Genomic DNA, 6040 nt, shown 5'->3' with positions numbered 1-6040 from the left:
CCAAGCCATTTTAAAAAGATCAGCCATCCTGGCTGATCTTTTTTTTTTGTTTAATGAAAAACAAGTCATTAATAATAAAGTGTTTATCAATTATGGAAACTTTTATAGAGACATACACGTATTGAAAACCTTCATCATACATTGTTAAAAGCAGCCCCGGTTCTCTTAAACTATCTAAAGTTATGTATGCGAACAATGGTTTTTGGGGAGAATGCAGGTATGGAGGTGGAGATGTTGGGGACAACAACAACCAAAACAACGGCAGGGGAATCGTGCGTGGTTTGTGAACAGATAAAAGGTATGGGGATACACTTATATACGACTTTTATTTGTGAGGAATGCGAAAGGGATATGATTGGGACGGATACAAACGATCCTAGGTATAAATATTACTTGAAACAATTAAGAAAAATCACCAATCCTGAAATTTGTTCTTAAGCAATAGTAGTTTATAGAAAGTTGAAGAGTTAGAGAATAAAGAAATGGAATGTTTCTTATTCTCTAACTCTTTTTTTGCTTTAGAAGAATAGTTGCAGACAGCAGGTGCTTGTTTCAGAATTACAAATATAAGCAGCGTAGTCCTACATAATTGCAATCCCGCTCGTCTCAATAAGAGATTAAATCGAACTTTTTTGATAAAATGAAAAAATACTATGATTTGAGGGAAGAGAGAAATGAATCAATTACAGACGCCATTGTTCGATGCAATGAGTGCATTTAATAAAAAGAATCCGATATCTCTGCATGTCCCAGGGCATAAAAATGGACGGGTGTTTAGTAATAAAGGCCAAGCAGTATATAACTCCTTACTGGGAATAGATGCTACGGAACTAAGCGGTTTAGATGACTTACATGCCCCTGAAGGTGCTATTTTGAGATCTGAGGAATTACTCGCTGATTTATATGGTGTTCAGAAGAGTTATTTTCTAGTCAATGGTTCAACTGTTGGGAACCTTGCGATGATCCTTGCCACCTGCCGGGAAGGAGATAAGGTGCTTGTCCAAAGGAACTGTCATAAATCAATTTTACATGGACTGATGTTAGCGAATGTACAACCGATTTTTTTACAACCGATTTTTTATGAGGAATGGGGGGTTGCAGGTGGTGTCAGAATGGAACTACTTGAAGAAGCCCTGGAAGTTCATTCAGATGTAAAAGCTATCATTGTAACGTATCCAAATTATTATGGTCTTGGTGAAGATCTTTCTGAAATGGTGAAGCTGGCACACCAAAGAGGAATTCCAGTGCTGGTAGACGAGGCACATGGTGCTCACTTTCAGTTAGGAGGTCCCTTTCCTAGGACAGCAATTTTAGCTGGGGCGGACGCCGTTGTTCACTCGGCTCATAAAACACTGCCAGCAATGACGATGGGTTCCTATCTCCATATTAATACAACCTTATTAGATATAGATCAGGTGTCATTCTATTTGCAAATGCTCCAATCAAGCAGTCCATCTTATCCGATTATGGGATCTCTAGACTTAGCCAGGTCTTATTTAGCCTCATTTACATTAGAAGATCAAAACTGCCTTATTAAAAGGATATCGGATTTCAGAAGGGAATTAGCTAGTCTCCAATCGGTACGGGTGTTAGAAGCACCACCGGGAACGTCAGCAGACCCTTTAAAAGTAGTCATTCAATCAACAAAGGGTTTAAGTGGGTTTGAGTTACAGCAGTTGTGTGAAGCAGAAGGTATTTATTCAGAATTAGCTGATCCCTTTAATTTGTTAATGATTTTGCCATTATTAAAGAAAAATGACTATTTTCCTTTTCATGAAATTGTTCAAAAAATAAAAAATGTAACTGAAGAAAAAACTGGAAGACGGGAGGGCAATCAAGCAGTGAGCTGGCAAGCTGAGAATTCAATGACAAGCCTTGCGCTGCCATATTCTGTAATGGGTCAAAGGAAATCGAGACACGTAGTATTAAGTCAAGCTGTTGGAGAGGTATCTGCTGAGATGGTCATCCCTTATCCGCCGGGGATCCCTTTAATTATGTCCGGGGAAATGATTACCTCGAAGCATATATTCAACTTAAAAAGACTGCTTGACCTGGGATCAAGATTTCATGGCGGTTCCTCCCTTTCAAACGGAGAGCTAATCGTTTATGAAAGCGGGCAGGTTGGTTAAAATGATATACTACAAACAAAGAACCTTGGAGGTACACCGATGAACCGTGGTATTTTTATAACAATGGAAGGACCTGAGGGAGCTGGGAAAACAACAATTATCCAAATGCTCGGTAAGGCTCTTCAAGAAGAAGGTTACCAAGTCCTATTAACACGAGAACCAGGAGGCGTTCCCATTTCCGAGCAAATTAGGGAGGTTATCCTGAATAAAGCCAATACAGCTATGGACCCAAGAACAGAGGCTTTATTATATGCAGCTGCAAGGCGTCAGCATTTAGTTGAGATAGTTATTCCGGAGCTAGAGCGAGGAGGTATCGTTCTGTGTGACCGTTTTATAGATAGTTCTCTGGCCTATCAAGGGTATGCAAGAGGCTTAGATATAGAAGAAGTATACAATATCAATAAATTCGCAATTGGAGATATGATGCCGGATGCTACGTTCTTTTTTGATATCGATCCAGAAGAAGGGTTGAGACGTATTCAGTCCAATGACGACCGGGAAGTGAACCGACTAGACCTGGAAGCCATAGATTTTCATAAAAAAGTATGTGAGGGGTATCAGTTAATAATAAATAGATGGAAAGATCGGTTCATTATCGTGGATGCGGGCCGGACAATTGAGGATGTTTTTGAGGAAACGAAAGCCCGCTTACTGACGTTTTTGGAAAAAACAGAACAGTAACTACTTGAATTTCCATATTATTCAACCGAACACTATTCCAAGCAAAGACTAATTGCTATAATAGAGTTAATAGAGTTAGGAAAATTCAGAGTAACCGGAGGATGATGAGAATGAAAATGATCATTGCTGTCGTTCAAGACAAGGATAGTCATCGGCTGCTGAATGAATTAGTAGAAAATAATTTCGGGACAACCAAGCTTGCCAGTACGGGCGGGTTTTTAAAATCAGGAAATACAACCTTTATGATTGGAACAGAGGATGCACGTGTTGACCAAGCCATTCAGATTATCAAACAGAATTGTCAATCACGATCCCAGTTAGTGTCACCGGTTTCACCGATGGGTGGAAATGCCGAATCCTATGTACCTTATCCAGTGGAAATTCAAGTAGGCGGTGCAACCATATTTGTTCTGCCAGTTGAAAACTTTTTACAATTTTAACGGTTAGTTGTATGGAGGTTCATTATGAAAATCAACCATGATATCCCAATTAAGTTGGATAAAGCGCGGCAGGATACCAAACATGCTCAAACAGGCAATGGAAGGTTTCAACAAATGGTCCAAACACAGGATCAAAAGATGCAAATCCAAACATTAAACCGTTTAATAGGTGATATTGAAGGGGCGGGCCAGCGATTGGTTCGGTCACGTACCTTTAGAGAATTGGCGAAATATAAAGCGTTAGTGAAGCGGTTTGTCCGAGAAGCTGTTGAATATGGTCTAGAATTGAAGCAATCTACGACCTGGAACCAATACGGTCAAAGCCAACCATTGAAAACCGTGGAAACGATCGATGCGAGATTAGTTGAATTAAGCGAGGAAATTCTGAATAAAGAGAAGAGCTCGCTCGAAATAGTAGAAATGATTGGTGAAATTAAAGGACTTCTGATTAATTTATATACTTAAGTGAGTTGATAGTGTTGGATAAAACATGGCAAGACATGAGTCAAATTCAGCCACAGGTTATGACGATGCTACAAAACAGCATAACGAAAAACAGAGTGGCTCATGCGTATATATTTGAAGGGGAAAAAGGGTCAGGTAAGCAAGATATAAGTAAAACCTTCGCTAAAAGCTTACTTTGTGAGGCCCTGACAGCAGGTTACAAGCCATGCGAGCAATGTCGGAATTGCAAACGAATTTCAAGTGGGAATCACCCTGATGTTCATTTGATTGAGCGGGATGGGCTGTCGATCAAAAAGGAACAAATTAAGAGTCTTCAAGAAGAATTCTCGAAGAAAAGTGTAGAGGCAGATCGGAAAGTTTATATGATTGCCGATGCGGATAAAATGTCAGTCGGGGCAGCAAACAGCCTATTGAAATTTCTAGAAGAGCCTTCAGCTGATACTGTGGCCATTCTGATGACCGAACAGCTTCAGAGAATTCTTCCGACTATATTATCAAGATGCCAAGTGATTTCGTTTAAGCCGTTATCCCCGGAAAATGTAAAGCGGAAGCTGATAGAACAGGATTTAGATCCGCAGCTTGCCTCGGTTATCTCACATTTAACACAGAATGTGGAAGCTGGAATCGAACTTAGCCATGATGAATGGTTTGTACAAGCTCAAAAAATAGTGGTAAAATTATATGAAGTGTTAAAACAGAATTCCTTGAAGGCTTTGTTATACCTTCAGACGGATTGGTTTTCACACTTTAAAGAAAGAGAACAGGTTGATAGAGGTCTTGATTTGTTACTTCTTATATATAAGGATTTATTATACATTCAGTTGGACAAGAAGGACCTTGTTGTATTTCAAAGTAAACTGAAGGAATTTGAAACTCACGCTCTTCATCTTTCTCCGAGACGCCTCGCTGAACATATGGGGTATATTTTGGAAGCAAAAAGGAAGCTGATGTCCAACACAAATCCACAGCTGTTAATGGAACAGCTTGTGCTGAATTTGCAGGAGGGATCATGATTTGTATGATGTTGTAGGTGTCCGTTTTAAAAAAGCGGGCAAAATATACTACTTTGATCCGGGTGAATTCGCTATTCCTAAGGACGATTTTGTAATAGTGGAGACTGTCCGCGGTGTTGAATTCGGTAAAGTTGTTACAGCCCGTAAACAAGTAGATGAAAATGATGTTGTCCTGCCATTGAAAAAGGTACTTCGGGTTGCTGATGCAAAAGATAAGTTAATTGTTGACGAAAACAAGGCAGCTGCAGAAGAGGCTTATTCTATATGTTGTCAAAAGGTCGATGAGCATAAGCTGGATATGAAGCTTGTAGATGTGTCATATACGTTCGACAGAAATAAAGTTGTGTTTTATTTTACAGCGGATGGTCGCGTGGATTTCCGAGATTTAGTCAAAGATTTAGCTGCCATATTCAGAACACGGATTGAACTGCGCCAAATTGGGGTCAGGGATGAGGCAAAAATGCTTGGAGGAATCGGGCCATGTGGCAGAATGCTATGTTGCTCAACGTTTCTTGGTGATTTTGAACCTGTTTCAATCAAAATGGCGAAGGATCAAAATTTATCATTGAACCCTACAAAAATCTCAGGATTATGCGGTCGATTGATGTGCTGTCTGAAATATGAAAATGATGAGTATGAAAGTGCGAAGGAAATGCTTCCTGATTTAGGTGAAATGATTAATACGCCTGGTGGCAAAGGCAAGGTAGTGGGGCTTAATATTCTAGAACGCGTACTTCAGATTGAACTAATCGAGCAGGAAAGAGTATTAGAGTATACTTTAGATGAGATTCTAAAAGAGGGAGCCGTTTCTATTCAAGCCACAGATTATTAAGGTGGTGGGAGAGCGTGGATAAGAAAGATATTTTTGAGTCGGTGACCAATATGGAAACGCAGATAGGCCAATTATATAAACAGCTTGGTGAATTGAAGCAGAATCTAGCGGAAATTCTCGAGGAAAATCAGTCGCTCAAGTTGGAAAACGAGCACTTACGTCATCGATTAGGCCTTGTGGAAGTCGAGAGTGCACCTGCATCTGTAAAGGTTAAACAAAAAGTAAAAAATCGTACTGCGAGTGCGGAAAAGGTTATGGATATCGGGGAAGGCTATGACAATCTAGCCCGTATCTATCAAGAAGGCTTCCATATTTGTAATCTGCATTTTGGGAGTTTACGAAAAGAAGGAGATTGCCTGTTCTGTTTATCTTTTTTAAACAAGAAGTGAAAATGGAATAATATAAAAGAATGTTCCATCTCTTTTACGTGATAGATAGACCGTTTACAATATATAGTGATTCGGGGTCTGACGCTTACTA

8 protein-coding genes are annotated in these 6040 nt (G+C 39.7%); all 8 read left to right on the top strand.

What is annotated here, in order from left to right; translation table 11 throughout:
- Window positions 1-219: 219 nt before the first annotated feature.
- Window positions 220-438, top strand: a complete 219-nt coding sequence (locus AKG34_RS25815; RefSeq protein WP_082527567.1) for a sigma factor G inhibitor Gin — start codon at window positions 220-222, stop codon at window positions 436-438.
- Between the two features lie 236 nt (window positions 439-674).
- Window positions 675-2129 carry an aminotransferase class I/II-fold pyridoxal phosphate-dependent enzyme gene (locus AKG34_RS25810; protein WP_053349017.1) on the top strand — a complete coding sequence of 485 codons (1455 nt, stop codon included), beginning with the start codon at window positions 675-677 and terminating at the stop codon, window positions 2127-2129.
- Between the two features lie 39 nt (window positions 2130-2168).
- Complete coding sequence (tmk, locus tag AKG34_RS25805; RefSeq protein ID WP_053349016.1) at window positions 2169-2810, top strand: dTMP kinase; 642 nt, start codon at window positions 2169-2171, stop codon at window positions 2808-2810.
- Window positions 2811-2920: 110 nt separating this feature from the next.
- Window positions 2921-3250, top strand: coding sequence for a cyclic di-AMP receptor DarA (locus tag AKG34_RS25800; RefSeq protein WP_053349015.1), 330 nt, complete (start codon window positions 2921-2923; stop codon window positions 3248-3250).
- 24 nt (window positions 3251-3274) lie between these two features.
- Window positions 3275-3715 (top strand): YaaR family protein, encoded by a 441-nt coding sequence (locus tag AKG34_RS25795; protein WP_053349014.1) that lies wholly within the window; start codon window positions 3275-3277, stop codon window positions 3713-3715.
- Between the two features lie 14 nt (window positions 3716-3729).
- Complete coding sequence (holB, locus tag AKG34_RS25790; protein ID WP_053349022.1) at window positions 3730-4728, top strand: DNA polymerase III subunit delta'; 999 nt, start codon at window positions 3730-3732, stop codon at window positions 4726-4728.
- A gap of 1 nt (window position 4729) precedes the next feature.
- The gene (locus AKG34_RS25785) at window positions 4730-5560 is read left to right on the top strand and encodes a PSP1 domain-containing protein (protein ID WP_053349013.1); all 831 of its coding nucleotides are present in this window, start codon (window positions 4730-4732) and stop codon (window positions 5558-5560) included.
- A gap of 50 nt (window positions 5561-5610) precedes the next feature.
- Complete coding sequence (yabA, locus tag AKG34_RS25780) at window positions 5611-5949, top strand: DNA replication initiation control protein YabA (RefSeq protein ID WP_207196469.1); 339 nt, start codon at window positions 5611-5613, stop codon at window positions 5947-5949.
- Window positions 5950-6040 lie beyond the last annotated feature (91 nt).

This window comes from Peribacillus butanolivorans, from assembly GCF_001273755.1.
Classification (GTDB): domain Bacteria; phylum Bacillota; class Bacilli; order Bacillales; family DSM-1321; genus Peribacillus; species Peribacillus butanolivorans.
Note: the sequence above shows the minus strand (reverse complement) of the source record. Positions and strands in the feature narration are given on the sequence as shown.